At 40.4% G+C, this 25,115-nt stretch carries 26 protein-coding genes; 11 read left to right on the top strand and 15 right to left on the bottom strand.

The features are described from left to right. The first annotated feature begins 145 nt into the window (after positions 1-145). The 3 genes from spoIID (at position 146) to MHI41_RS17070 (ending at position 2,947) form a co-directional block, all read left to right on the top strand. Positions 146-1,168 (top strand): stage II sporulation protein D, encoded by a 1,023-nt coding sequence (spoIID, locus tag MHI41_RS17080; RefSeq protein WP_008343381.1) that lies wholly within the window; start codon positions 146-148, stop codon positions 1,166-1,168. A gap of 324 nt (positions 1,169-1,492) precedes the next feature. After that, positions 1,493-2,191, top strand: coding sequence for a VWA domain-containing protein (locus tag MHI41_RS17075; protein WP_080934067.1), 699 nt, complete (start codon positions 1,493-1,495; stop codon positions 2,189-2,191). Positions 2,192-2,272: 81 nt separating this feature from the next. Next, the gene (locus MHI41_RS17070) at positions 2,273-2,947 is read left to right on the top strand and encodes a VWA domain-containing protein (RefSeq protein WP_026050166.1); all 675 of its coding nucleotides are present in this window, start codon (positions 2,273-2,275) and stop codon (positions 2,945-2,947) included. A gap of 51 nt (positions 2,948-2,998) precedes the next feature. Here the strand turns inward: MHI41_RS17070 and MHI41_RS17065 are convergent, their stop codons facing one another. Together MHI41_RS17065 and MHI41_RS17060 are read right to left on the bottom strand one after the other, a co-directional pair. Further along, positions 2,999-5,347, bottom strand: a complete 2,349-nt coding sequence (locus MHI41_RS17065; protein ID WP_017360033.1) for an FdhF/YdeP family oxidoreductase — start codon at positions 5,345-5,347, stop codon at positions 2,999-3,001. 82 nt (positions 5,348-5,429) lie between these two features. Continuing rightward, a complete protein-coding gene (locus tag MHI41_RS17060) occupies positions 5,430-6,695 on the bottom strand; it encodes an OFA family MFS transporter (RefSeq protein ID WP_342494346.1) in 1,266 nt (421 codons plus the stop codon). A 134-nt stretch (positions 6,696-6,829) separates the two neighbouring features. Between MHI41_RS17060 and fdhD the strand changes: the two genes are divergently transcribed. Further along, positions 6,830-7,618, top strand: coding sequence for a formate dehydrogenase accessory sulfurtransferase FdhD (gene fdhD / locus MHI41_RS17055; RefSeq protein ID WP_017360031.1), 789 nt, complete (start codon positions 6,830-6,832; stop codon positions 7,616-7,618). A gap of 10 nt (positions 7,619-7,628) precedes the next feature. Beyond that, positions 7,629-8,636, top strand: coding sequence for a GTP 3',8-cyclase MoaA (moaA, locus tag MHI41_RS17050; protein ID WP_017360030.1), 1,008 nt, complete (start codon positions 7,629-7,631; stop codon positions 8,634-8,636). A gap of 253 nt (positions 8,637-8,889) precedes the next feature. Here the strand turns inward: moaA and rpsN are convergent, their stop codons facing one another. The 4 genes from rpsN to MHI41_RS17030 form a co-directional block, all read right to left on the bottom strand. Continuing rightward, positions 8,890-9,159: a 30S ribosomal protein S14 gene (rpsN, locus tag MHI41_RS17045; protein WP_008343369.1), complete on the bottom strand. Its 270-nt coding sequence runs from the start codon at positions 9,157-9,159 to the stop codon at positions 8,890-8,892. Between the two features lie 16 nt (positions 9,160-9,175). Then, the gene (locus MHI41_RS17040) at positions 9,176-10,372 is read right to left on the bottom strand and encodes a GTP-binding protein (RefSeq protein WP_342494345.1); all 1,197 of its coding nucleotides are present in this window, start codon (positions 10,370-10,372) and stop codon (positions 9,176-9,178) included. Between the two features lie 80 nt (positions 10,373-10,452). Continuing rightward, complete coding sequence (rpmG, locus tag MHI41_RS17035; RefSeq protein WP_003214771.1) at positions 10,453-10,602, bottom strand: 50S ribosomal protein L33; 150 nt, start codon at positions 10,600-10,602, stop codon at positions 10,453-10,455. A 140-nt stretch (positions 10,603-10,742) separates the two neighbouring features. After that, positions 10,743-11,165 carry a DUF5362 family protein gene (locus MHI41_RS17030; RefSeq protein WP_342494344.1) on the bottom strand — a complete coding sequence of 141 codons (423 nt, stop codon included), beginning with the start codon at positions 11,163-11,165 and terminating at the stop codon, positions 10,743-10,745. Between the two features lie 516 nt (positions 11,166-11,681). On the opposite strand from MHI41_RS17030, the gene MHI41_RS17025 reads away from it, so the two are divergent. Next, positions 11,682-12,080, top strand: coding sequence for a hypothetical protein (locus tag MHI41_RS17025; RefSeq protein ID WP_342494343.1), 399 nt, complete (start codon positions 11,682-11,684; stop codon positions 12,078-12,080). 48 nt (positions 12,081-12,128) lie between these two features. On the opposite strand, the gene MHI41_RS17020 is transcribed toward MHI41_RS17025, so the two are convergent. Further along, positions 12,129-12,638, bottom strand: coding sequence for a thiol:disulfide interchange protein (locus MHI41_RS17020; RefSeq protein ID WP_039956086.1), 510 nt, complete (start codon positions 12,636-12,638; stop codon positions 12,129-12,131). Positions 12,639-12,736: 98 nt separating this feature from the next. Between MHI41_RS17020 and MHI41_RS17015 the strand changes: the two genes are divergently transcribed. Genes MHI41_RS17015 through MHI41_RS17005 form a run of 3 tightly spaced genes read left to right on the top strand, consistent with a single transcriptional unit; the run spans position 12,737 to position 15,634 of the window. Next, positions 12,737-14,536 (top strand): ABC transporter ATP-binding protein, encoded by a 1,800-nt coding sequence (locus MHI41_RS17015; RefSeq protein ID WP_342494342.1) that lies wholly within the window; start codon positions 12,737-12,739, stop codon positions 14,534-14,536. Between the two features lies 1 nt (position 14,537). After that, the gene (locus MHI41_RS17010) at positions 14,538-15,107 is read left to right on the top strand and encodes a MauE/DoxX family redox-associated membrane protein (protein WP_342494341.1); all 570 of its coding nucleotides are present in this window, start codon (positions 14,538-14,540) and stop codon (positions 15,105-15,107) included. Then, positions 15,104-15,634 (top strand): thioredoxin family protein, encoded by a 531-nt coding sequence (locus tag MHI41_RS17005; protein ID WP_243824623.1) that lies wholly within the window; start codon positions 15,104-15,106, stop codon positions 15,632-15,634. The genes MHI41_RS17010 and MHI41_RS17005 overlap by 4 nt, the downstream gene beginning before the upstream one ends. A gap of 235 nt (positions 15,635-15,869) precedes the next feature. Here the strand turns inward: MHI41_RS17005 and MHI41_RS17000 are convergent, their stop codons facing one another. Continuing rightward, the gene (locus MHI41_RS17000) at positions 15,870-16,367 is read right to left on the bottom strand and encodes a GNAT family N-acetyltransferase (protein WP_008343345.1); all 498 of its coding nucleotides are present in this window, start codon (positions 16,365-16,367) and stop codon (positions 15,870-15,872) included. A 127-nt stretch (positions 16,368-16,494) separates the two neighbouring features. Here MHI41_RS17000 and MHI41_RS16995 point away from each other — a divergent pair, with 127 nt between their 5' ends. Beyond that, a complete protein-coding gene (locus MHI41_RS16995; RefSeq protein WP_008343344.1) occupies positions 16,495-17,391 on the top strand; it encodes a M23 family metallopeptidase in 897 nt (298 codons plus the stop codon). 85 nt (positions 17,392-17,476) lie between these two features. On the opposite strand, the gene MHI41_RS16990 is transcribed toward MHI41_RS16995, so the two are convergent. From MHI41_RS16990 to MHI41_RS16970, 5 genes are all read right to left on the bottom strand, one after another. Further along, on the bottom strand, positions 17,477-17,824 hold the full coding sequence (locus MHI41_RS16990; RefSeq protein WP_007497589.1) for a P-II family nitrogen regulator: 348 nt from the start codon (positions 17,822-17,824) through the stop codon (positions 17,477-17,479). A gap of 18 nt (positions 17,825-17,842) precedes the next feature. Then, positions 17,843-19,051 (bottom strand): ammonium transporter, encoded by a 1,209-nt coding sequence (locus tag MHI41_RS16985; protein WP_008343343.1) that lies wholly within the window; start codon positions 19,049-19,051, stop codon positions 17,843-17,845. Positions 19,052-19,244: 193 nt separating this feature from the next. Next, a complete protein-coding gene (locus MHI41_RS16980) occupies positions 19,245-19,985 on the bottom strand; it encodes an amino acid ABC transporter ATP-binding protein (protein WP_008343342.1) in 741 nt (246 codons plus the stop codon). Positions 19,986-19,995: 10 nt separating this feature from the next. Then, positions 19,996-20,673 carry an amino acid ABC transporter permease gene (locus tag MHI41_RS16975; RefSeq protein ID WP_007497584.1) on the bottom strand — a complete coding sequence of 226 codons (678 nt, stop codon included), beginning with the start codon at positions 20,671-20,673 and terminating at the stop codon, positions 19,996-19,998. Positions 20,674-20,714: 41 nt separating this feature from the next. Continuing rightward, entirely contained in the window at positions 20,715-21,602 is an 888-nt protein-coding gene (locus MHI41_RS16970) for a transporter substrate-binding domain-containing protein (protein ID WP_058213520.1), read from the bottom strand. A gap of 179 nt (positions 21,603-21,781) precedes the next feature. On the opposite strand from MHI41_RS16970, the gene MHI41_RS16965 reads away from it, so the two are divergent. Continuing rightward, positions 21,782-23,173 carry an MFS transporter gene (locus tag MHI41_RS16965; RefSeq protein WP_058213521.1) on the top strand — a complete coding sequence of 464 codons (1,392 nt, stop codon included), beginning with the start codon at positions 21,782-21,784 and terminating at the stop codon, positions 23,171-23,173. Between the two features lie 33 nt (positions 23,174-23,206). Here the strand turns inward: MHI41_RS16965 and MHI41_RS16960 are convergent, their stop codons facing one another. Both MHI41_RS16960 and MHI41_RS16955 read right to left on the bottom strand, forming a co-directional pair. Then, complete coding sequence (locus MHI41_RS16960; protein WP_008343330.1) at positions 23,207-23,806, bottom strand: undecaprenyl-diphosphatase; 600 nt, start codon at positions 23,804-23,806, stop codon at positions 23,207-23,209. 109 nt (positions 23,807-23,915) lie between these two features. Continuing rightward, positions 23,916-25,103 (bottom strand): MFS transporter, encoded by a 1,188-nt coding sequence (locus MHI41_RS16955; protein ID WP_342494340.1) that lies wholly within the window; start codon positions 25,101-25,103, stop codon positions 23,916-23,918. Positions 25,104-25,115 lie beyond the last annotated feature (12 nt).

Genomic DNA, 25,115 nt, shown 5'->3' with positions numbered 1-25,115 from the left:
TTCATAAAGACGAACAGTCAATCAAATGATGAAGAGCACGAGCGTATCACCAAAAGACTTGTCCAATGAATGAAAGAAGCTGTCATATTAGCTTGTCCTTGCCCATAGGATAAAAGAGATTCAATGACAAATGGGGGCAGCCAATATGAAACCAATGATATGGACAATCGCAGGAATTTGCATCATCATTTTAATGATTCCAACCTTACTCGTGTTGCCAACGTTCCAAGGAAAACCAGCGGCCAGCCAACACGTAGCAGCAGAACCATCAGTTAAAAAAGAAGTGAAAGGTTCAGTCAAATTGAAACAATCACCCGTCTCCATTCCCGTCTACCGTTCAGCGCATCAGCAGGTAGAAAACATCCCCTTAGAAGAGTATGTGATCGGTGTCGTCGCTTCTGAAATGCCAGCCGATTTTGAAATTGAGGCGCTCAAGGCACAGGCACTCGCCGCTAGAACGTATATCGTCAGACAAATGATCATTGATAAAACCGTCAAATCTCCACAAGGTTCTCTTGTAGATGACACTCAAATGTTCCAAGTGTACAAAAATAAACAGGAACTGAAGAAAATTTGGGGAAAAGCGTACAATTGGAAATTAAAAAAGGTCACAGAAGCTGTCGCCAGTACACAAGGGAAAGTACTGACGTATGACGAAAAACCAATTGATGCTTCCTTCTTTTCAACAAGTAATGGGAAAACCGAAAATGCAGAAGCTTATTGGAAAAATGAAATCCCTTATTTGAAAAGCGTCTCAAGTAAATGGGACGAAAAATCACCCAAATTCCAAAACAAGAAAACCATCACAGTGAGCGAATTTCAGCAAAAACTGGGTGTGACCCTTGGCCAGCAGCAGGTGGGAGAAATTGTAGAACGTACACCAGGCAATCAAGTAGCCAAAGCCGTCATTAACGGAAAAACATTGTCGGGTAGAGACATTCGCGAATCACTAGGATTGCACTCTGCGGACTTTACATGGGAACGAAAGGGTCAGCAAATCGTGATTACGACAAAAGGGTATGGCCATGGTGTGGGCATGAGTCAGTATGGTGCACATTATATGGCACAGTCAGGTAAAAAAGTAGAGGCGATCGTGAAACATTATTATCAAGGGATAAAAATTGAATCAGCTGATCGCTTTCTGAACACATATATGGCTAAGAAATAAAAGCAAAGATGCCTCAAAATGTGGGCATCTTTTTTTAAGTGTGAAGAGGTTTGAACAGAATGTGACAAATTGCGACTTAAGACGCACCTCAGGAAATCTTAAACATTTACATCCCGACAAGAACCGATGGCCGATACAAAGCCCCTCGAAAGAATGAGAAAACGAGGGTGACAAAAGAGTCTTTAGGTGAAAATATCTAGACATCTGACAGAATTTTAGTGATTTTGATAAAAGAGAAAAAGGGATCGAGTCCTATACCATTCCAAGACAGAATATTTTACGATTAAGATGTTTCAATCAAATACATAAGGAGGAAGGAAAAGCATGTTGAAAAAAGTATTTACACTCGTAACCTTAGCTGTATTGACATTATCAATGTCAATCTCTTCACCAGTATTTGCAGAAGCAGCATCAGCCAAAAAACATAAGAAAGATGTAAGAGTGACCATCTTACTTGATGCAAGTGGAAGTATGGCAAGAAAAGTGGATGGAGAGCGCAAATTCGATTTAGCAAAACAAGAGGTATTTAAATTTGCTCAGTCTCTTCCGAAAGATGCTAAAATCCGTATGAGTTTGTTTGGGTCTGAAGGAAACAACAAAAACTCAGGTAAAGCTCAATCATGTGAAGTCATTAGAGGCGTTTATGGCGTTCAGCCTTATGAAAAGGATAGTTTCGAAAACTCTCTAAACGGTCTTGGACCAAATGGCTGGACACCGATTGCACGTGCTCTTGAAAGTGCAAAGCAAGCAGATAAGCAGCTTCATAAAGGAACAAAACACATTGTGTACTTAATTACTGATGGTGAAGAAACTTGTGGTGGAGATCCAGTGAAAGTAGCGAAAGAGCTTCATAACTCAAAGGGATCTACTGTAGTCAATGTGATTGGATTAGACTTTAACGATGGCTATGAAGGTCAATTGATGCAAGTAGCTAAAGCTGGTAAAGGTCATTACTACCAAGCAAGCACTGGGAAAGAAATGGGTTCTATCCTTACAGCAGAATCATTAAAACTACACGAATAACTTGCTGAAGAAAAGGGAAACGATTGATTGATGCTTTCGTTTCTCTTTTTCTGTACAAATGAAAAAAAGGGAGATTTTTTAATGAAAAGAAATATTATATTAACCATTTTAGCGAGTCTTGTTCTGCTTCTTTCTTCACCAGCTCATGCTGTAACGAAAAAGGAGCCTGCTCATGTGGTGATTTTACTTGATTTAAGCGGAAGCATGGCACAATCGGTTGAAGGCGAAAAGAAAATCGATATCGCAAAACGCTCGATCCAAAGTTTCGCAAGTATTTTATCAGAAGATACACAAGTCTTGCTTCGTGTTTTTGGTCATGAAGGAACGAATAAAAATGCAGGAAAAGCCGTTTCTTGTGCAAGTTCCGAAGCAGTTTATGGATTTGGAACATATGAGCAAGCAGCCTTTCAACAAGCGCTAAATGTGTATGGTCCAACAGGCTGGACACCACTTGCCAAAGCATTAACTGATACGAAACAAGATTTTGAAGATCACCAAGCTGAAGGAAAAAATATTGTATATGTTGTCAGCGATGGTGAGGAAACATGTGGCGGAAGCCCATCACAAGCAGCGAAGCAATTACATGAAGAAGGTATTGACACAATCGTCAATATCATTGGCTTCGATGTAAATGAAAAAGAAGCAAAAAGTCTAAAATCTGTTGCCAAAGCTGGTGGTGGACAATATCAACCAGCAGCAAATGCAGAAGAATTGAATCATATTCTTCAAAAAGAAGCGAACTCTTTTGGTCAATAAGATGTGAATAGACAGCTGGGGAGAAACCCCCAGCTGTTTTTTAATAAAGGATCAATTTAAAGTCGTTTCTAATTCATCAATCCGTTTCTCCACGTAGTGCTGATCTTTTCTTGCATGAAAGGTTTCGGCTTTTTCTAATATCGCGGTGGTATTGTATTCTGGAATCTGGGAATAGCTTTCGTAAACTCCTTTTGGTATTAACACGTTTCCTTCAGGCCAATAAACTGCAATATTTCCACGTTTCAGCTCTCCGAATTGAGCAACTCCTTGGTAGGATCCATATTGATTGAAAAGGACAACAGGATCGCCTTCTTGGACGTAAAGCTCTTTCGCATCTTCTTCATTCATCAAGATAGAATGCCGCTTTCCGCCATTAAAGGCATCCTTTTCACTGTAAATCATAGAGTTGAATTGCTTGCCTCGTCTTGTCGTGATATTGAAATGCCCCTCAGTTTTTCGATATTGGGGCAGCTGTGCTGGGAGCAGGTGTCCTTTTCCATCCGGTGTTGGACACACCCCATCTTCGCAAAGCCATGCGCCACCCCATTGAAAGACATCCCCTTTATGACACAAATGCTGGATCCCATCATAGTTCCGATTTGCGATGGCAATCTCACGACGAATGTCTTCAGCATGGTCAAAATGAATCAGCTTCGCATCTTCTGGACGAACCCTTTTTGCTAGGTCAATATAAATGTCCCATTCAGCTCTGGCTTCTTCAATGCGTGGCCCTTCAATTTCCGGACTGAAATACACCATGCGTTCCGTACTGGTTGATGTACCGCCGCCTGGCTGTTCATATCTTGTCATTGCAGGCAGAACAATCACAGTCTCTTCTGCTTCTACCAGTGTAGAGGTGTTCAAAATAATATCTTGATGGACACGAAGTTCAAGCTCGGATAGTGCTTTTTCAATCGCTTCAGGATTTGGCATCGTTTCTAAAAAGTTTCCACCGCTAGTAAACAGCATCTTCAGCTTTTGCGGGTGTTCTTTTGGAAGAGCCATTTTTTCAAATGATTGCCCAATCGTGTCACCATGCCATTTTGGAATATCAAATCCCCATATCTTCTCGATTCTTTTAATATTCTCTTCATCAAAATCACTGCCGGGCAATACGAATGGATCGGCACCCATTTCGCCTGAACCTTGGACACCGCTATGGCCACGAATAGGCATAACGCCACAATGTTTTCTGCCAATAAATCCGCGTAACATGGCAAGGTTTGCGACTTGTGATATATTATCAGTTGCAAAGCGATGCTGAGTGAGACCCATACTCCAAATAAACACGCCTGAATTGGCATTGGAAAGAAGTACAGCGAATTCCTTCATTCTTTCTTTAGATAAGCCTGACGATGCTTCGAGATCCGACCATTTTAACTGAGTGACATGCTGCTTTACATCTTTTATGCCGGTTGTATGCGCTTGGATAAATTCATGGTCAAGAGCGGAATGAGGCGCTTGCTCTTCCATTTCAAACCAATGTTTGATGACACCATTCATAAACGCAATATCGCCGCCTATATTGACTTGATAAAAATCATCCGCTATTTTTGTGCCGAATAAAGCACTTTCTGGGATAGAAGGGACCCAATATTTTTCCATTGCAGGCTCTTTATATGGATTGATGACAATGATCTTGGTTCCTTTCTTTTTAGCGGCGTACATATATTTAGTGGAAACCGGCTGGTTGTTTGCTGCAACAGAGCCCCAAAAAATCAATACATCTGTTCCAATCCAATCACTGTAATTACAGCTGGATGCACCTATACCAAGGGAGCGTTTAAGAGCGGTTTTGCTTGGTGAATGGCAAATACGAGAAGCATTATCGATATGATTTGTTCCAATATATCGCGCAGCTTTCGCCGCAGTATAGTACACTTCATTCGTAATCCCTCTAGCTGTTAAATAGAAAGCAAGCTGACGTTTATCAATCGATTTGATTTTAGCGGCGATTTGATCTAATGCACCATCCCAAGAAATGCGTGTAAAGGCATTCTCACCTTTTTTTCGAATCAGGGGATAAGGAATACGCCCAAGTTTTCGAAGAGACGTGCTATCCATTTGTTTGAGCCGCTCAATATCTTCGAACCATTTTGGATCAATAGCTGGCATTGTGTTAAGCCGTAGCACATTCAGTCTTGTTGTGCATATATGGGGTCCTGCTAGTGTTTGATCGTATAAACCTGATACACCAAGAGCACAGCCGTCACAAACGCCCTGAGTCAATATACGGTACGCATAGGGGAGGTTATCTTTGTTCTCCCATGCCACTTTCATTGTGTCTCGAATGTGTTTCGGTTTTACTTTTCCAAGCCCCATAGGAGCAAAAGAGGCCCATAGCTTTGGTGAGGGTTTTTTGTTGAGTTTAATAGGCCCCTTGTGTTTTGTTTTTCCCATGATATCGTCACCCTCCTATTACTTTGTAAAGCGTTTTCATATCTAAAAATTACCTGTAGATTGTCATTCTGTCAAATTCATATTAAGAGCGGACCGTGACAGAAGAAGGAGCAGTAAGATTTGATTCACGAAGTTGTTTAATATCCTTCCGAATGAGAAGAGATATGATAAACGCAATGAAAAATAGGCCAGAGAAGACCATGAGACTTTGTGTGTAATTGCCTGTAATGTCACGAATAAAGGAGGAAAATAAAGGTCCTGCTAAACCAGCAGCGGCCCAAGCGGTGAGAATATAACCGTGTATAGCACCTAGCTGCTTCGTACCAAATAAATCTCCTATATAGGCTGGAATTGAAGCAAACCCTCCTCCGTAGCACGTATAAATGATCGCCATCACGATTGAAAAGATGAGCGGATCTTTTAAGTAGGGAAGTAAGGGAAAAGCAATGAGCTGTATAGTAAAGAAAATCGTATACGTATTTGGCCTTCCAATATAATCAGAGAAAGATGCCCATCCGATCCGTCCTAGCCCATTGAAGGCACCTAAAATTCCAACAAGAGTAGCTGCTGCACCGGCCGTGAAACCAACACTTTCTTGAGCAAGCGGTGATGCTACAGAAATAATGGCAATTCCGCATGTAATATTAATAAAGAGCATGACCCACAAATAATAAAAACGCCGTGTTTTAATGGCTTCATTTGCTGTGAGCTGTGATAAATCTTGAGGAATTTTCCTTTGGCTTGTTTTTAGCACGTTAAATTGTTTGACATCATCAGGTGTTGGTGGTGATAAATAAAGAGATGAAACGACCATGATGATAAAATAAGAGATTCCGAGAATATAGAAGGTATTTGCAATATCAACTTTTTCAATGAGAAATTGAATAATGGGACTGCAAATCAGAGAAGCAAATCCAAAACCCATAATGGCTAAACCCGTTGCGAGTCCTCTTCGATCTGGAAACCATTTGACTAATGTTGAAACTGGTGCAATATAGCCTACACCTAATCCGATTCCAGCGAGTACACCATAAAATAAATAGAGGAGAGGTAATGAAGACATGTGAACAGCAAACCCTGATCCAGTCATCCCAATGCCGAAGAAAATAGCTGAGAAGAGCCCTGATGTCCTCGGCCCATACTTTTCAACGAAATGCCCCATAAAGGCAGCCGATAAACCTAAAAATAAAATAGCGATGCTAAATGTCAGGCTTATTTCTGTTAATGACCATTGAAAGGTTTGATGTAAAGGATTCGTAAAAACACTCCATGCATAAACAGATCCGATAGATAAATGAATCCCCACAGCACTTGTAGCGATAAGCCAACGGTTTTTTGTTTTGTTCATTGTGTTCCCTCCATATAAAGCAAACAAAAAGTTTGATAAGATAGAAATATGTTACATTTTTATGACTTTTTAAAATAATATCACAATTCGTCTGGTTCATATAACTAAATTTGTGTTGAAAGGAAGATCAGATCATGAATCCTTCTGTTAAAACGAAACGACGCATACACCAATATCGCAGTGGTCAAATGACATGTAAAACAGATGAAGTTGTAGAAGAATTCCCTTTAACCGTGCTGGTGAATGGTGAAGAGTTTGTCACACTCGTTTGTTCACCGGATCATTTGAAAGAATTGGTGATCGGTTTTTTAGCTTCAGAAGGAGTCATTCGATTTGAAAAAGAGATTAAAAGGTTTACAATAGATGAAAGTATGGGTTTTGCATATGTTGACTTACATCACTCAACTCAGTTCCAATCCTCAGATTTTACAAAACGAGTGATCGGATCTTGCTGTGGGAAAGGAAGACATTTTTATTTTCTCCAAGATGTGAAGACGGCAAAAACAGCCATTGACCGAATCAGTATTTCTGCTGAAACTTGTATTCATTTAATGAAATGTTTACAGGAGGAAAGTCAGTTATTTCAACATACTGGTGGTGTCCATAATGCTGGACTATGTGATACAGAAAAGCTATTCATCACTAGGACGGATATAGGACGGCATAATGCGTTGGATAAAATCTATGGATATTGTTTACTTCATAAAATCCCACTGAGAGATAAAATCCTTGTATTTAGCGGCCGGATATCGTCTGAAGTTCTGTTGAAGGCAGCAAAATTAGGGGTATCAATTGTCATATCAAAATCAGCTCCTACTGAGTTAGCACTTAAAATGGCAGAAGAATTAAATATAACAACAGTTGGATTCGTAAGAGGAGAATCTTTTAATATCTATACTCATCATCAGCGTATTACAGAATAGGAGGCTAAGTATGGTCAGTATTTTGGATAAAAGACATCGACCATTGCGCGATTTAAGAATATCCGTAACAGATCGCTGTAATTTTAGATGTACGTACTGTATGCCTGCTGAAATCTTTGGACCAGATTATCCTTTTTTAGATAAAGAAGAGCTGCTTAGCTTTGAGGAAATTGAACGACTTGCTGCGCTTTTTGCAAAGGAATTAGGTGTGGTGAAATTACGTATTACGGGTGGTGAACCTTTAATGCGTAAAGATTTGCCCGTTTTGATAGAAAAACTCGCAAAAATTCCAGGTATTGAAGACATCGCGATGACAACCAATGGAACGCTGTTACCTTTGTACGCAGATAAGCTAAAGAAAGCAGGTCTGAATAGAGTCACCATTAGTTTAGATTCTTTAAATCCAGATCGTTTTAAGCAGATGAATGGAAGACACATTTCTATCCAAAAAGTATTTGATGGGATAGAGGCTGCAAAAAAAGCTGGACTTGCTATTAAGATCAATATGGTTGTCCAAAAAGGTGTGAATGATCAAGATATCTTACCAATGGCAGCCTATTTTAAAAAAGAAGGACACATTCTACGATTTATTGAATTCATGGATGTTGGCAATACGAACAAATGGAATCTCAAGCATGTATTGACGAAAAAAGAAATTATGGAGCTAATTCATTCAAAATACCCTATCAAACCAGAACCCCCTCGATATCAAGGTGAAGTAGCCAAGCGTTATTTTTATGAGGATGGGTCAGGAGAGATTGGCATTATTTCTTCCGTTTCAGATGCTTTTTGTGGATCGTGTAATAGAGCTAGACTATCTGCACGTGGCGAATTATTCACATGTCTTTTTGCATCATCGGGTTTTGATCTGAGACGATTCATCCGTAATTCAGAAAATGATGAATATCTAGTGAACATATTGAAGGAACTTTGGTCAAACAGACAGGATCAATATTCAGCTGAGAGAGAGCAAAAGAAAGATCAGAAAAAAGTTGAGATGTCCTACATCGGCGGGTAATGACAACAAAGTATCATGATCATCGATTTTTGAAAAGAAGAGAAAATGCTATAATCACTGTTGAAAATCTTCTTTTAACATCAGGACAATCTTTCCTATAAGCTCATCCCCATAAAAAACAGCAGAGATTCTGCTGTTTTTTTAAAATGCTATTTTGTACCTCAAAATTGACGGAGTAAGGATGAAAAAAAGATTTTTATCCATTTTGTCCTGCTTTACATTGACAGGAACTATGCTAAGATCAAATCAATCTTTACCAACTCGATTTTTTCACTCCTGGAATCTGTCCTTTATAGGCAAGCTCACGAAAAGCAATTCGAGACATTTTAAATTTTCTCAAGTAACCTCTAGGACGGCCAGTTAATTCACAGCGGTTTTTTAAGCGAGTGGGTGAAGAGTCTCTAGGTAGTTTCTGCAAAGCTTCATAGTCACCTTTTTCTTTTAGCTCTTTCCTTAATTGTGCATATTTCAAAACGAGCTGCTGCCGCTTTTTTTCTTTTGCTATTTTTGATTTCTTTGCCATTTAAAACCCTCCTGCTTTAAGTGTGTATGTTCCATTGAAAGGGGTCTTCAAACGTTGTCCAATCTTGATCAAATTCTTCAGGTGTGAGTAAGCATTGATCTAGTGTACGAATAATATCTGCTTTAGGTAAATCTACACCGATAAAGACAAGTTTTGTATGTCGATCACCAAACTCTGCATCCCACTCATCTAAAATTTCTGGTTCCTGATTTAAGATCCGTGATCGTTCTTGCTCAGGCAAGGCAGCAATCCAGTATGCGATTGGTTCAATTGCAACAGATTTTCCGGCTTGTGAAATTAAAATGGTTAAATCATGATGTGTCGCTAGCCATGTAAATCCTTTCGCTCGAACAATCTGCTCTGGCATTTGATCTAACCATGCATTCAGTCTGCCAGTATGAAAAGGAAGCCTTCTTTCATAAACAAAAGATGAGATTTGGTATTCTTCTGTTTCAGGCGTATGCTGAGAGTGTCCAGCATTGATTTCTTTGATCCAGCCCGCAGAAGCACTAGATTTTTCAAAATCGAATAAACCAGTATTCAAAATATCACTAGGCTGTACGTTACCTTTAGAGGTTCTAATAATGGCTGCTTCTGGTTGAAGTTTGGTTAGCACGTGCTCAAGCCGATCTAGTTCTGATACCGATACAAGATCACATTTATTGATAATGAGCACATCACAAAATTCAATTTGATCAATAAGTAAATCGGAAATCTCTCGTTCATCATCATCTGAAACTGCTTCTTTACGATCCAATAAACTTTCTCCTGACTGGAAATCTGTCCAGAAACGGTTTGCATCTACCACCGTTACCATCGTGTCTAATCTGCAAAAACGTGTCAAATCTATGCCCATTTCTTCATCAATGTAAGAGAAAGTTTGAGCGACAGGAATTGGTTCACTAATACCTGTAGATTCAATGACAATATAATCGATATTCCCAGCCTTACAAAGGCGTTCTACTTCAATTAATAAATCTTCTCTCAATGTGCAACAAATACAACCATTAGATAGTTCAACCAGTTTCTCATCTGATCGAGAGAGTTCTCCGCCTTGCTTAACTAATTCTGCATCAATATTTATTTCGCTCATGTCATTGACAATAACAGCTACTTTTAGCCCTTTACGATTCTGTAGAACATGATTTAATATCGTGGTTTTTCCAGCTCCTAAAAAGCCGCTTAGAACTGTGACAGGTATTCTCTTATCCATTTGGTTTAGTCCTTTTGAACATAATCATTTTGTATGCCGCCTCGCTTAAATAGTAATTTTTACGATTTGAATCCCAAAAATTATTTTGTTTCCCGATGAAGGGTGTATTTCTTTAATCGTGGAGAATATTTTTTTAACTCCAATCTGTCTGGGTTCGTTCGTTTATTTTTTGTAGTGATATAGTTTCTGTCACCTGTTTCTGTACAGGCTAAGGTGATTTTCACGCGCATAAGTGCTATAACCCTCCTTTATTCCGTAATGATTACGATTTGTATTTTAAAATGATAAAGGCTGATTGTCAAGTTTAGTATCAAGGCTATGCCAACTCAAATAAAAAAGGGGTATCGCATTTTATTGATACCCCTTTCTATTAATAAAAGTCACCAAGTTCTTCTTCGTAATAATCTTCGTACTGTTGGACATCGGTAGGAAGCTCTTGGAGAAAGGCTAGCCCGCCTAGTATAAACATCAAAACGATAGCGATGAATGAGAGAATAACTGCGGTAATACTTGAAATGGCAAAAAGTGTCTGCATTTTCATCATCTTGGCATATTGTTCCAATAATTCTTCGTAAGAAGTATCAGGCGCTTGAATCAATTGTTCAGCTGCTTTCACGGATTTTTGGACATGAATTCCCATCATAATCAGAAAAACGCCAATGGCAGCAGGAAGAACAAGCCAAAATCCACTGAGGATGGATAGACCACCTGAAATATAAAGAAAGATGCTCCCAACCTTTCCCCACTTTGTTATTGAATGAAGAGATTGAATGATTTTCTCAGTTTGTTGCAATTGTGTTCACTCCTTTATGTATTCACTCTATATCATACTTGAGCAAGTAGTACTTTAGGAAGAGTGAATTGACCTTATTTCTATCTTTTATTTACTTTTTATGGATAAATAAATTATTTTCGAATAAGAAAAAAGTAACAATTACTACAATTATAATCGAAAAATTTTGTCATAAATAAGAAAAGTAGTTTGAAGTAATTAGAAAATTTATCAAAATATGTTGTTAGTTGTCTATCAATTGGTTATTATTGTATTGTATTACCATAAAAATTGGAAGGTGGAATTCATATGTTAGATCGAATTTTAAACAAAATGACCAATGTTCAACCTGCAGCTGCTAGATGTATTTTGCAAAGATTGGTAACTTCTTGCCAATCAGCACCAACTTGTTTCCTTCAAGGCGTTGGAACTTTCCGTTACTATGTGGATCGTGACACAGGTGAGATTTGTACTAGCCAAGAACGCGTTAAATGTGGCTGCTAAATTTAAGTATCTTATTTATTAGGGTGTGAACGCATGAGCATAACTCCAATTTCATTAGTAACAAATGCTATGCAGACGTCAAATAAGCGTCAAGCTGGCCATACATCAAATTCTTTTTTGACCCAAGCAGCGCAAATTGTTCAAGGCGACCATTCTCCAGAAGAGAGAAAGGCGTTATTTCAACAACTGACTTTAGTTCAGCAAGGAAAAGATTTAGAGCTTCATGTTTCTAAATTAAAGGAACTAGAGAAAGAGGTTCAAAAAGAGGGGTCTTCTTCCGTTACTGTGAATCAGCACGGTGATCAAGTTGACATTTCAAATGAAGCTCGCAGTGAGTTTGAACAAGCTGAGGAACAAATATCCGCTTCAAGCGAAGCTAATGAAATCGCTGCAGAGGAAAAAGGGAAGGATGTTCAGCCAAATTTACAATAATAAAAAATGAGGCATGTGTTTGATGCTCTTCACATGCCTCATTTATCTTTAGTTTGCAGCTAGTCTTGAATAAAGACCGTCTGGAAAAGGTGCTGCATATGAGATGGTATCATTGTCTTCTACCATGATGTAGAACGGAAACTCCTGAATTTGGAATGCGTTTATCAATTGTTCGTCTACCGGAATAATTCGCAAGTTTGTTTCGTTATCACGATATAATTCTTGGTCCTTTTTTTGCCCGTTTTTCAACAAAATACTCAATGAAACGTTTAGTTTACGCTGCTTTTTTGTTTCTAGGAATTGTTCGAGTGATGGAATGCAGTGCGGACATGCTGTGTCAGTGAAGATCAGTAATTGTTGTGTACGATTTGTTTGCAGCAGATCATTCATGTGAATGGGTGATGGCTGTTCGAGAAGTGGATGCGCAAGTTTCTGCCCCACGTGTTCTATAGGTAAGATGATAAGTTGCATCTGTTGTTTTAAATAGATGATAATTCCAGCCGTTAATAGAAGACTGCAAATTATAAGAGCGAGCTGTATAAGAAAAATTGAATTCATCGTATATCGTCCTCTCAAAGTGAAGTTACGCAAAGCTATCATATTACAAATATCAAAAATATGTCAATTATACTAAATGGTGTAAGGTGGAGCATCTCATGAGTACAGTGAACCATTGTTTATATGCAATCTCCTATACTTGGAAAAAAAGTCGTTCTTATCTTCTTTTAACTTTGTTCATTCAAGTGATCGTTGGTTGTATGCCTTTGGCTAGTGTCTGGATTATTCAAACTTTGATTAATGAAATTATTTTATTTATGACGTCTTCAGGTGACATCCAAAAGGTTTTGTGGTTATTTGGACTGCAAATGGTCATTGTGATTTTAGGATATGGACTTCAATTCATTCTTCAGCTTAGTCAACAGAAAGCGACAAATCTGATTGGTCTGCATTTGAAAGGTGAATTGCTTCAAAAAGCGATAAGACTGCCGTTTATTACGTTTGAGCACCCGTCCTTTTACAATGAAAGTCAACGTGTGATGAACAGTCATCAGCATGTTCTCAGTATGGTGAGAAGTATTTTTACAATGATGAGCGCGTTGATTACTGTTGTATCACTTCTTATTTATATGATCGGTATTCATTGGGGCTTAGCGGTCATATTGTTCTTGTTTACCTTGCCTGTATTATGGATTGAACTTTTCTTTGGAGGCGCACGTTATCGATTAAATCGTTTGTTAACGGCTAATGATCGAAGAGAAATGTATGTATCTGATCTCGTCGCACAGCGAGATTCTTTAAAGGAAGTTCGTTTATATGGAATAGGGAATTATCTTCTTCAAAAGTGGAGAGGTCACTACGTTAAAAGTGCAGATGAAAAATATAATTTGCTGAAACGCCAAGTGCGCTGGGAGATGGCAGGCGGGTTGCTCATGACATTGGCCTATGTGTGCTGTGGTTTATTGATTGTCTTTCTTATTTTTCAAAAAAAATTAGCTGCGGGTACGTTTGTTGCAGTGCTACAAGCTGTACAAAACATTCAAAGTGGGTTTCAAGATTTAACGAGGGAATGTTCTAGTTTATATGAAACGAGCCTATATGTTGATGAAATGAGAGCTTTTCAAAAGAGAGAAGAGGAAATGCATGAACAGACGGAAGAGGCAGCATCGCTTCAGGGAATTGAGCATATCCAGTCCATTACATTAGACAATCTCTCTTTTACTTATCCGAATATGAAAAAACCAGCGATTGAGCATATTCATTTTCATATGAATAAAGGTGAACGAATTGCATTAGTAGGAGATAATGGGTCCGGTAAAACCACTTTAATCAAATGTTTAACCGGCTTATACGATCCAGATCAACAGAATATGCACAAAGTCAATGGAGAGGATATTTCCACCATCCATAAAAAGACCTATCATGCGAGAATGGCTGTTCTTTTTCAAGATTTTATGAAGTACGAATTCACTGTGAGAGAAAACATAGGGTTTGGCCGTATTGATGATATAGAAGAGGAAGAGCGGTTGATTTCAGCCGCCCGTCAAGCAGGTATAGAGAAAAGAATTAATGAAATGGAAGACACATATGATGCGCAGCTAGGTCGCTTTTTTGAAGAGGGACATGAATTGTCTGGCGGACAATGGCAAAAGCTTGCGATGGCGAGAACCTTCTTTAGAGAAAGTGATTTTATTATTTTAGATGAACCGACCTCTGCTCTCGATCCATTGTCGGAGATCTCACTCATTCGAAAGTTGTTCGATCATACGCAGGATCAAGGTGTTTTGTTTATTACACATCGTATGGGAGCGGCCCGCTTAGCAGACCGTATCATCGTCATGAAAGATGGTGCTTTCATTGAAGAGGGCAACCATGATGAACTGATGGCATTACACGGAGAATATAGAAGGCTATACGAGGCACAATCTCAACTATTTCAACAAAAGGAGATGGTGTAAGGTGAGTGTCTTTTATTTCATAGGAGTCTATTTACTAGGAATCAATTTTGCAGGTGCATGGCTGGATAAAGCAAGGAAACAGAAGGCACATGTCCAGCAGATCAATGCTTATCGGCTGCTGCCGCCTTCTTTCGCGGCACCCATGTTTTATGTATTTTTGTTGATTGAGTTGGTTTGTACGATTCATTTGTTTATATGGAACATGTCTGTCCTGCCTGCAGTGGGCCTTACAGCCCTGTTATGTATTTACTCTGGAGCGGTTACGTTCAATTTAATGAGGGGGCATCGTGATATTTCGTGCGGTTGTGGAGGATTACTGGAAAACGATCGCCTGCATTGGGGGATTGTGATTCGTAATCTGCTGATGCTTACTCTTGTGGCAGGGTTATTTTATGTACATCCTAGTGTTGAAATGATTTCATTGCGGTTGAAAATGATTTGTTTTCTCATTGCAGCGGCTGTCTGTTTGATCATAGCGGTCAGCCAAGAAATTGTGCTATTGAAGCGAAAGTGGATCGACTCATTCCAGATTGCAGATGGATCAATTATAGAAGGAGATAAAATGAAATGACAGATATTTTATTAATCATTGTGTTATTAATTGTCATTGCCCAGCTGGCTGTCGTGTTTTTGCTTGCCCGTTTTATCGGGAGATTTATGAATAAAATAAAATCTCTTGATGGAATTGAATTGAAGGAAGCGGATATTGGTGACCCGGCTCCGTTATTTCGCAGTTATTCGCATGTAGGTGAAAAGGTGATCTTGAAGGAGTATTTGCAAAATGGGCGATCTGTGATGCTGTTATTTGTGAATTCTACTTGTATGACTTGTAAAAGTATTTTGTCTGATGTGCAGCCTCAAACTTCACATGATGATGCTCATGTGATTGTTATTAATGGAGATGAACAAGCCGATGATGCCTCGCTTCTTCAATTGCTGCCGGAGCAAGCTGTTTATATGCGCTCATCACAAATTATGGAGTTGTATGGAGTAACAGTTGTTCCGCAAGCGCTTCTGATTGATGAACATGGTATCATTCTGAAAAGAAAATCGCTTCAAAATGCGAAGCAATTTGAGCAGTTGGTGCATGCTTCATAAAAAAAGCGTCTCTTTCTTCAAGAGACGCTCCAGCGTGTAGACAAACCCTCGCATTCTTTGTCAGTCCTGCGTGCTGGTGCTCACGAATGTGAAATTCGCTCCGCGCCAGTACTCGTCCTTCCTAGACTGCAAAGGTTTTCTATCACGCTGAAAAGAAAACAAAGGGCTAAAATCAAGTTCATTTTAGCCCTTTGTCAACAATCTAAAGCGTCTCTTTCTTCAAGAGACGCTCAGTTTATAATTCTTTTCCTAAAATATCTAAGTCGTACCGATTGCCGTCCATTTCTGCGATGCGTGGCAAATGTCCCCAAGTCTCAAATCCGTGCTTCTTAAATAATTTGATGCTGGCTTCGTTGTGGCCGAAAATAAAGGCAAGTAACGTTCGGATGCCTAATGAGGGTGCCAATTCGAGCGCCTCTTGTAAGAACAGTGACCCTAAACCTTTTCCTCGATAGTTTTGGTTCAAGTAAATACTCATTTCAACAGTACCGTTGTATGCAGGTCTCCCGTAAAACGTTTCAAAACTGAGCCAGCCGTAGATATTTCCTTCCTCATCTGTTTTCACATAGAGAGGACGTTTCTCTGAATGATTCAAAAACCACTGACGGCGGTCTTCTACTGTAACAGGTTCTGTATCGGCCGTTACTTCTCTTGAAGCAATCGTTGAATTGTAGATATCGACGATCTCTTTGAGGTCATCTTCTGTTGCCATGCGGTTGAAAGTTTTCACCATATGTACCCCCATCTTTTTTCATTCATCATACATATTATTGATGCGATTGCGCAAAATAAAAAGAAAAATAATTTCGTGTGTATATATTTTTTGAAAAGTGTTCAGAATGTTGCTGAGGTGATGAAAAATGAGAGAGGAAGAAAAGAAACGTACTTCCAAAATCACAAAAGTTCAGCAATTTTTCCGTAAGCGCTGGGTATTCCCTGCTATTTACTTGGTCAGCGCAGCGGTCGTGTTAACAGCCGTTCTTTGGTATCAAGCTGTATCGAAAGATGTGAAAGACCAACTATCTGATGGAAATCAAACAGGACAAGAACAGCGTGATGATGCCGTTGAAGTTGGAAAGCCAATTGAAAATGTTGCTATGCCGGTCCAGAATTCTGAGAATGTTTCTGTCGTGAAAAAGTTCTATGAAGCAGATGCTGATCAAAAAGAAAAAGAAGCAGCACTTGTAAACTATAATAACACCTATACCTTAAGCAAAGGTATTGATCTTGCAGATAAAGATGGCAAAGTGTTTGATGTCACAGCTGCTCTTAGTGGAACAGTCGTTCAGGCGAAAAAAGATCCAGTTCTCGGTCACGTTGTTGAAATTGAACATGAAGATGGATTGTCTACTGTTTATCAATCGTTGTCTCAAGTGAGTGTAAAAGAAGGCGATGAAGTGAAACAGAATGATGTCATCGGTGCTTCTGGTAAGAATCTATATGGTGCTGAAAGCGGCAACCATGTTCACTTTGAAATTCGTATGGAAGGTTTAGCGCTTAATCCACTTAGCTTCATTGATAAGCCTGTTTCTTCCATTGAAAAAGCAGCGCAAGAAGTGACGGAAGAAGCAAAAGAACCTGCTCAGCCAAAAGCTGATGACAAAATGAAGGAACCTGCTGCTGACGATAAGGCAAAAGAGCCGACTGAAGAAAAATCTGAAGATAAGTCTGATGAGAAGGGGAAATCCTCTGATCAAGAAAAGTCTTCAGATTCCTCTAAAGACCGCAGTCAGTCAGAAGAAACAAAACAATCTTAATGTCATGTCAGATCCTCTGTGTAGATAAATGCACAGAGGTTTTTTTCTGTCTTTAAAAAAACCTCCGCCATATGGCGGAGGGATGCTATAAGGCGGCAGGTCCTTCTTCACCTGTCCGAATGTTGATTGTATTTTCTATCTCATATATAAAAATCTTCCCATCCCCTGGTTCTCCTGTACGAAGTACCTTTTGAGCCGTTTCCACGACCTGTTCAACAGGTACTTTGCTTAAGACGATTTCGATCTTTAAACGTTCGTACACATTGCTTTCCTTTTTGACGCCACGGTATAGTTCCGTATGTCCCTTTTGTAATCCGCAGCCGTGCACATTGGAAAAGGTAATCGAGGTGACACCAATCTTTCCAAGCTCCACCTTTAATGTTTCAAAATTAGCTGGACGTGTGACAATCTCCACTTTATACATTTTGCTCATAGAGACACCCCTTTTTCTTTAATCTTGATATGCTTTTTCGCCGTGCATCGTTAAATCAAGACCGACTGATTCTTCTTCTTCAGTTGCGCGAATCTTGAAGAAGATGTTGACGACTTTGATGATCACATATGTGACAACTGCAACAAAGACGTATGTGGCCACGATGGCGACAACTTGTTTCCAAAGTAAGCTTGGATCGCCATAAAATAAGCCGTTGGCTCCGCCATCATTGACAGATGTAGTGGCGAAAAGGCCTGTAGCAATGCCTCCCCAAGTACCGCCGATTCCGTGGAGACCGAATGCATCCAGTGCATCGTCATAGCCGAACTTGGCTTTGAGTGAATAGACGCCCCAGAAACAAACGATCCCGCCGATGATTCCGATGATGATCGAAGCGAATGGTGTGACAAAGCCTGCGGCAGGTGTAATCGCTACTAGGCCTGCAATGGCTCCAGAGATTGCACCTAGCATCGTTGGTTTTTTGTTGATCATCCATTCGACTAACAGCCAGCCGATGATTCCTGCAGCAGCAGCTGTATTGGTGTTAATAAAGGCATACATGGCGACACTATCTAATGTGAGGGCACTTCCTACGTTAAACCCAAACCAGCCAAACCAAATCACAGCTCCACCAAGAAGTGTGTAGATCAAGTTATGCGGAGAAGAACTTGCTGCTTCTTTTCGCTTCCCGAGAACAATGGCTACGACTAGACCAGCCACACCGGATGATATGTGGACGACGTTTCCACCCGCGAAGTCAAGTGCTCCCATTTCTCCAATCCAGCCGCCGCCCCATACCCAGTGTGCGACTGGAGCGTATACAAATGTGACCCAAAGGAGTGTAAACACGACCACCGCTGAGTAACGAATACGTTCAGCGAAGGCACCAGAGATAATGGCTGTTGTGAGGACGGCAAAGGTCATTTGGAACATCATGAACAATGAATGTGGAATTGTATCACTATATGAACCAGGTTCAAAGCCAACGCCTTTTAGTCCAACCCAGTCAAAGCCTCCGATCCATGCATTGCCTGGCGCAAAGGCCAGTGAATAGCCAAACACGATCCAGACGATAGAGACAATGGCTAGTGAGGTTAAGCTGTGCATTGTCGTACTTAACACGTTTTTACTTCTCACAAGTCCTCCGTAGAATAAGGCTAAACCCGGTGTCATTAACCACACGAGTAGTGCGCAGAAGAACATAAATACTGTATCACCCATTTGCATGCTGCATTCCCCCGAATCATTCAGAATTAATAGATTTCTTAATTCTTCATTATAGAGAGAAAAGTCATATATAACATATTCATGTAAGTTTATCTAACATGGTTTTTTGGTCATTATCAATATAAATGGATGAAAAGTTCGTAAAAAATGAGAATAAACGTGCATGATTCACGAAAAATAAAGGGCGTTTGACCTATAAAATCGAACTGAGAAACAATTTGGTTCGCTCCTCTTGAGGAGAATCAAATAATTCTGATGGGGTACCTTGTTCGACGATTCGTCCTTCATGCATATAAACAACTCGGTCAGCTACTTCTTTTGCGAATCCCATTTCATGAGTGACGATGACCATTGTCATGCCTTCTTTGGCAAGACTTTTCATGGTTTGCAGCACTTCGCCTACAAGCTCTGGGTCCAGCGCAGAAGTAGGCTCGTCAAATAACATGACATCGGGCTTCATGGCGAGAGCTCGTGCGATGGCAACGCGCTGTTTTTGACCGCCTGATAGCTTTGAAGGGTACACTTTTGCTTTATCCGCTAGTCCGACTTTCTCTAATAAGACATTGGCTTCAGTTATCGCTTGTGCTTTCTTTGTTTTTTTCACCATGACCGGTGCTTCGATGATGTTTTCAAGCACGGTTTTGTGCGGAAAGAGATTAAAATGCTGAAACACCATGCCTATTTTCTGCCTCATTTCGTTTAATTGATCTCGTTTTGGATGAACGGGACTGCCATCAATGATGATCTGACCGTCATTTTTTATTTCTAAAAAATTCATACAACGGAGCAAGGTGCTTTTCCCAGAGCCGCTTGCACCAATTAAGACGACGACATCATTTTCATATACAGTGAGATCGATATCTTTTAAGACATGCAGCTCTCCAAAGTATTTATTCAGTTTTTCAACACGAATGATCTCTTTTGATTCTGTCATGCTTCTCCTCCTAATGATCACTGACTGAAAGTTTCTTCTCAACGGTTTGCACAGCGAATGTTAACAGCAGGACAAGAACTAAGTAATAGACAGCCACGACAAGTAAGTACGTCATGTTGTCAAAACTGTTGGAACCTTGAGTGGTGGCTATGTTAAAGAGTTCATTGACGCTGATGAAGGCGGCAAGTGATGAATCTTTTAAGCCGATAATAAATTGATTGCCAAGAGGGGGAAGGGCACGCCGCATCGCTTGCGGGAGAATGATACGTCTCATGGTTAGAAATCGCCCCATGCCAAGAGAACGTCCTGCTTCTTTTTGACCTTGATCGATTGATTGAATCGCACCTCTAAATATTTCTGCTATATAGGCACCGTTATGGAAGGCAAGCGCAATAGAGGCTGCCCAAAAGTCTGGTATATTTAATTCTGTAAGCCCAAAATACAGGATAAAAATCTGCACAATGAGTGGTGTTCCGCGTACAAGGAAGATATAGGCATTTGCGATATAACCGAAAACGGCCACGCGGGATATTTTTAGTAAGGCAAAGAAAAGCCCGATGAACATGCCGATGAAAATGCTGATGACAGTGAGTTGTAAGGTGAGCAGCATTCCTTCTAAGAAAACGCCTCTAGAATCAATCAGCGTTTGAAAAAAGTGTGATAAGGTAGGCAAAACAATCATCTCCATTTGAAGAAAGTGCGCCTAGAGAAAGGCGCACAATCGTGGTTTTAATCCTGTTTGACGGTAATATCTTCGTCAAAATACTTTTCGCTAATTTGTCTTAATGTTCCGTCTTTTTTGAGTGCATCAATCGCATCATTGATCTCTTTCATGAGCTCTTTATTGTCTTTAGAGACAGCGATTGCTTGCTCACTTTGCCCGAGTCTTTCTTGTGCTTCAATTTTAAGTTTTTTCTTCATGGCTTCTGCACCTGTGGCAAAATCAGTGACGACCGCATCGTGTTTGCCGTTGGCTAGTGCTTCTAAAGCGACAACATCACTGTCGTAATATTTTGGTTCCTGCCCGCTATGTTCTTTGGCAATATCCGCATAGGACGAACCTTTAGAGACAGCGATTTCCTTGTCTTTTAAGTCATCTGCACTGTGAATGTTTGCGCCGGGTCTTGTGAAGATTTGCGGACCGGAGTAGTAATACGGTTGAGAAAAAAGGACGTGTTTTTTTCGTTCCTCGTTGATGGTATGACTTGCAATGGCGGCATCAAATTTACCTGCTTTGACGCCTTCGACGATGCCTGCGAATTTATATTTTTTCTGTACAGGCTCGAGGCCCATCTTGTCACTAATCGCGTTGCCGACATCAATATCAAAGCCGGACATCTGGTTTCCATCCATGTAACTGAATGGGTGGAATTCACCTGATGCTGCAAAAATAAATTTCCCATCCTCCAAAATCGGCGACCCTTTCGCTGTAGAATTACGTTTATCTCCGTTCCCATTTGTTTCATTTGAACCGCACGAAGACAGAAGTAATACTGCAACCGAGAAAAGGGCTGGGACCCAAAACCGTCTTTTTTTAATAATAAGCTTCTCCTCCTTTTCAGCCGTTCTCCGTATAAGGAGAAAGTAGGCTTTTAAATATGTGTAGCATCTTACCATTTGTTCCTCATATTCTCAATTTTATATGCGCTTTTCCAACACTTGCCCTTTTTAGAATGTATGTCTTGCTTTTCGGAGAGAGAACTTGAATTGCTAAGGGTAAAAAAGGGAAATGAATCTCATAATAACGAGGAGATAGACAAAAAAGAACGTGTATGTCAAAAGAAGGGGGCGGGTGTATGATCAAATGGAAAAACAACCGAAAAGTCTTTTTAACGGCGATTGCTTTTGGCACGATGTTAAATCCATTGAATTCCTCGATGATTTCTTTAGCCTTGCATCAAATTCAGCATGAGTTCGGTTTGTCGTTTACGACGGTATCTTGGCTCATTTCAACCTTTTATTTGGCCAGCGCGGTCACGCAGCCGGTGAGTGGACGAATTGGAGATCATGTGATGAGCCGGAGAACCTTATTTTTATTTGGACTAGTTCTAGTGGCAGTCTCAGCCATTTGTGCGCCGTTTGCCCCGACTTTTGCGGTGCTGATTGTGATCCGGCTTCTTCAGGCGATTGGAAGCAGTGCGATCTATCCTTCAGGTGTTGGACTGATTCGGGATCATGTGAAGGAACGACAAGCTTCTGCTTTAGCGGTATTGTCCATCTTTGCTTCAGCGATGACAGCACTCGGGCCGACACTTGGCGGGTTTTTGATGACGATCGGCAGCTGGCCGGCGATCTTTTTAGTGAATCTGCCATTCATATTGATCAGTTTTTTTCTAGGCTTTTCCTTATTTCCTAAGGAGAAGAAGAAAAAATTGCGTATAGGAGACACTGTCCGAAAGCTTGATTTGCCAGGGATGTTGCTATTTACAGTTTGTATTGTCCTTTTGCTTTCTTTTTTATTATCACTATCTGATGGTATTCAGTATGTACAGGGCATTCTCTGTCTTGTGAGTGCGGGTGCTTTTATATGGTGGGAGCATCAGGTGGATGAGCCATTTATCCAAATTCGGATGTTCAGGCAGGAGAAACGGCTTTCACTTGTGTATGTGCAATTTATCATTTTAAATATTTTCTTCTATTGTCTCTTTTTTGGCTTGCCAAGTTATTTTCAGGATGAATTGGGCTGGCGTGTGGAGATGACGGGTCTCTTTATGCTTTGCATGTCTGGCGTGAGCATTATGGTATCGCCGCTGACTGGCAAGTGGGTAGATCGCGGCGATGAACGGCATCCTGTTTTGGCAAGTGCTGTGCTCATGCTGGCCGGCGCTTCCGCAATGACTTTCTTTTTTATTCCTGCGCCATTCTGGGGGAAAGGACTGGTTCTTGCTTTGCTTGGACTCAGTTACGGGATTGGAAATGTTGCGCTTCAAGCTGCGATGTTAAAAGCGAGCCCTCAACAAATGATTGGCACGACCTCTGGGCTTTTTCAAACATGCAGGTACCTTGGTTCTATTCTGTCGTCTGCTGTGCTTGGCATGCTGTTTGGTGAGGAAATTGCAGGTTCTCATTTTGAACAATTAGGCTGGACGTTGATCATGATTTCTCTTGTCGGCATTAGCGTCAGCCTTTATTTTTCGAGTATGGTCAGAGGAAAACAAACAATGAAAAAAGCGACTGGGATAAAGTAGAAGAGAGGTCTTCTATACTTTATCGCAAGCCGCTTAAGAGTTGGACAGGTCTGATCCTTGGTCCTTTTGCTTCCTTCTGAAAATTTTGCCCACAATGTTCTCGTAAAATGTCACGATACGATCAATAGGAGAGTCAAAGAACTTCCATAATTTATTCATGATAAAGACAACCACAATCGATACGATCAAGCTGCCTAATACATCAAATGGATAATGATGACCGACCCAGATGCGGGAGAACCCTGTCAGTAATCCAAAAACAAGCAAAATATTGCCGAGTTTTTTATTACGGGATCGAATGGCTAGTGAAAGAGCCAGTGCACCTGTTGTGTGGTCACTTGGGAAGGAAGCGTCTGCTGAGTGCGGGATGAGTGTGTCGACTTTGTGCGCCACAAACGGCCGCTCTTCATAATAAAACAGCGTAATGGCAAAATTGACGATGAGTGCCACGATGCCTGTTACACCAGAAAAGAAGACATGCTTCTTAAATTTGTGATTACCTAAAAACCAGCAAATCAATAAGACGAGGGCATATACGAGAATGGCCTTTTTCGTAATGAAAATCATGGCCTGATCTAAAAACTCAGAATGATGAGCCATCCCGTGTATGACTTTAAACAATTCGTAATTCAAAACATCACCTATACTTTCGCTTAACGCCAACTATTTTTCAAAAGACCTATCTGTTCATTTGAAATATCCTATATTTTAGCATGTTTTCAGTGAAGTTTAAAACAGTATCCTATTCTGATAGGGAAACCTTTTGTGCTTTTGCTTCTTGCGGTTTTCGTTCGCTCCAATAAAAAACGCCCATGCTGAGTAACACGACAACGCCAGCAATGAGATATACATTTGAAAAATCTGTGAAGCTGACAAGCAGTCCGAAGACAAAGGATCCAGCGGCAATCCCCGTATCATACAAGGTAAAGAAAGTTGCTGTGGCGTAGCCTGTACGGTGTGCTGGTGAGTGCTGTATCGCAAGTGTTTGTAGACATGGCACCAAAGAGCCGTAGCCAAGGCCGATGACAGCGCCGGATAAAAGAAGCATGGTGGCTGTTTGGGTAGCGGTCAGCATCCATAAACCAATCGCAAAGAGAGCAATAGATGGATAGATCACAATATGAGGCCCGACTCGGTCAAACAGTCTGCCTGTAAATGGACGTGATCCAAGCATTGCAGCTGCAAAAACGATGAAGAAATAACTGCTTGCACCCATCAGGTGAAGTGAATTGGCATAGACTGAAATAAATGAAATGATCGGCGAGTAACAGAAGGAGATAATGATTCCAACTGCTGCCGTTTTTAAAGCGCCTTTTTCAAACAGATGAGAAAAAGTGAATCGAAAGACTACACTTCCGCCATTTTCAGGCTCTGGCTGTCTAATCAGCATCGTGAAAGCTGCACCGATAGAGACGATGATCGAAAAGAGAAGAAATAAAGAATGGAATCCTACTTTTCCGACTTGATTCAGTGCGATAAACGGACCGATGACCACGGCAAGGTTCATCGACATGACAAAGTATCCAAGACCCTCTCCTCGTTTATGTTTCGGAATCATATCAGCAGCAATGGCACTTGCTACGGTTGTCAAAATGCTGAAGAAGATTCCTTGCACGAAACGCAGCATGAGAAGTGTTTGAAATTGATCAATTGGAATGTATAAATAAGTGAGCAGGGCAAAAGCTGTTGAAGAAAAAATCGCCATGCGTTTCTTGCCGAATTTCTCAATAATGGCCCCTGAAAATGGCCTTGTCACAATTGCTGATAATAAGAAGACCGTCACAAGGAGGCCACCCTGTGATTCTGTTCCATTTAATTCATCCATTGTGTAAATGGGGAGTAGTGTCAAAAGGGCATAAAAAGAGGTGAATGTAAATAAATTCACCAGGACAATCATGATAAAGTCTTTTGTCCAAATGCGTTCGTTCATGGTGTATGTCAC

This window comes from Bacillus sp. FSL M7-0307 (assembly GCF_038627835.1).
GTDB classification, from domain to species: domain Bacteria; phylum Bacillota; class Bacilli; order Bacillales; family Bacillaceae; genus Bacillus; species Bacillus altitudinis.
The sequence above is the reverse complement of the archived record's forward strand: the minus strand, read 5'-3'. Positions and strand labels throughout refer to the sequence as shown.